Here is a 2,500-nt window from a genome sequence, read left to right on the forward strand (position 1 = left end):
ATGACTTTGCCTTTGGCGAAGTCTCATTCAGCAGATTTGTCTGCTGAGAAGTTGATATTATAACAAAAAAGGCCGCGATGTGCGGCCTCTGTTATGGGCTTGAGGCCCTTATGTGATGAGAAGATTTGAATGTTGCGTTTTGCAGACCTGGCAGCGACCTACTCTCCCGCGTCTTAAGACGAAGTACCATTGGCGCTGGGGCGTTTCACGGCCGTGTTCGGAAAGGGAACGGGTGCAGCCGCCCCGCGATAACCACCAGGTCGGCAAAACGCAACAAGCGTTGTTTTTCGAGAAGCTGGGAAGCGATTGCTTCGTTTGATTTGAACACGTCAATTCATCGTCGATGAACATGAACAATGAGAACGATCAAGCCGATCGAGCTATTAGTAACGGTAAGCTTCATGCATTGCTGCACTTCCACACCCGTCCTATCAACGTGGTCGTCTTCCACGGCTCTGATAGGGAACACTCGTTTTCAGGTTGGTTTCCCGCTTAGATGCCTTCAGCGGTTATCCATTCCGTATATAGCTACTCTGCTATGCCCTTGGCAGGACAACAGATCCACCAGAGATACGTCCATCCCGGTCCTCTCGTACTAGGGACAGATCCTGTCAATATTCCTACACCCACGGCAGATAGGGACCGAACTGTCTCACGACGTTCTGAACCCAACTCACGTACCGCTTTAAATGGCGAACAGCCATACCCTTGGGACCTGCTCCAGCCCCAGGATGCGATGAGTCGACATCGAGGTGCCAAACAACCCCGTCGATATGGACTCTTGGGGGTCATCAGCCTGTTATCCCCGGCGTACCTTTTATCCGTTGAGCGATGGCCCTTCCACACGGGACCACCGGATCACTATGACCGACTTTCGTCTCTGCTCGACTTGTCAGTCTCGCAGTCAGGCTAGCTTATGCCATTGCACTCGACGACCGATTTCCGACCGGTCTGAGCTAACCATCGCGCGCCTCCGTTACTCTTTCGGAGGCGACCGCCCCAGTCAAACTACCCACCATACACTGTCCCGGATCCGGATAACGGACCGCGGTTAGACATCCACGAAGATAAGGGTGGTATTTCAAGGATGGCTCCACAAGAACTGGCGTCCCTGCTTCAAAGCCTACCACCTATCCTACACATGCCTTGGCGAATGCCAGTGTAAAGCTATAGTAAAGGTGCACGGGGTCTTTCCGTCTGACCGCAGGAACCCCGCATCTTCACGGGGAATTCAATTTCACTGAGTCTATGTTGGAGACAGCGGGGAAGTCGTTACGCCATTCGTGCAGGTCGGAACTTACCCGACAAGGAATTTCGCTACCTTAGGACCGTTATAGTTACGGCCGCCGTTTACTGGGGCTTCAGTTCAGAGCTTGCACCCCTCCCTTTAACCTTCCAGCACCGGGCAGGCGTCAGACCCTATACGTCGTATTGCTACTTCGCAGAGCCCTGTGTTTTTGATAAACAGTCGCTACCCCCTGGTCTGTGCCACCCCATCATACTTGCGTAAAATGGGGTCACGCTTCTTCCGAAGTTACGCGTGCAATTTGCCGAGTTCCTTCAACATAGTTCTCTCAAGCGCCTTGGTATACTCTACCTGACCACCTGTGTCGGTTTCGGGTACGGTCTATACGGTGGAGCTATTTCCTGGAACCTCTTCGCCGCCCAACCAATCCAATAAGGTTGAACAACACACGAGATCCGTCACTACCACCAGGCCCACGAATATTAACGTGGTTCCCATCGACTACGCGTGTCCGCCTCGTCTTAGGGGCCGGCTAACCCTGCTCAGATTAACTTTAAGCAGGAACCCTTGGTCTTTCGGCGAGAGGGTCTCTCACCCTCTTTATCGTTACTCATGTCAACATTCGCACTTCCGATATCTCCAGCAGCCCTCACGGGTCCGCCTTCACAGACTTACGGAACGCTCCGCTACCACTTGCATTGCTGCAAATCCTCAGCTTCGGTGCATGGCTTTAGCCCCGTTACATTTTCGGCGCAAAGACCCTTATTTAGACCAGTGAGCTGTTACGCTTTCTTTAAATGATGGCTGCTTCTAAGCCAACATCCTGGTTGTTTTGGGATCCTCACATCCTTTCCCACTTAGCCATGACTTGGGGACCTTAGCTGGAGGTCAGGGTTGTTGCCCTTTTCACGACGGACGTTAGCACCCGCCGTGTGTCTGCCGACTAGTACTCCTCGGTATTCGGAGTTTGGTTAGGATCAGTAAGACGGTGAGTCCCCATAGCCCATCCAGTGCTCTACCCCCGAGGGTATTCGGTCGACGCTCTACCTAAATAGATTTCGCGGAGAACCAGCTATTTCCGAGTTTGATTGGCCTTTCACCCCTAGCCACAAGTCATCCCGAACTATTGCAACAGTTATGGGTTCGGCCCTCCAGTTGGTGTTACCCAACCTTCAGCCTGCTCATGGCTAGATCACTCGGTTTCGGGTCTAATGCAACTAACTAAATCGCCCTATTCAGACTCGCTTTCGCTAC

2 rRNA genes (1 of these 2 cut by a window edge) are annotated in these 2,500 nt (G+C 52.5%); both read right to left on the bottom strand.

Annotation, left to right across the window (positions count from 1 at the left end):
* Window positions 1-145: 145 nt before the first annotated feature.
* Window positions 146-260 (bottom strand): 5S ribosomal RNA (gene rrf, locus HWX89_RS03900).
* A gap of 102 nt (window positions 261-362) precedes the next feature.
* Window positions 363-2,500: ribosomal RNA gene (locus HWX89_RS03905) — 23S ribosomal RNA — on the bottom strand (it continues 660 nt past the right edge of the window).

Source organism: Rhizobium sp. RM (assembly GCF_013390595.1).
Taxonomy (GTDB): Bacteria; Pseudomonadota; Alphaproteobacteria; order Rhizobiales; family Rhizobiaceae; genus Agrobacterium.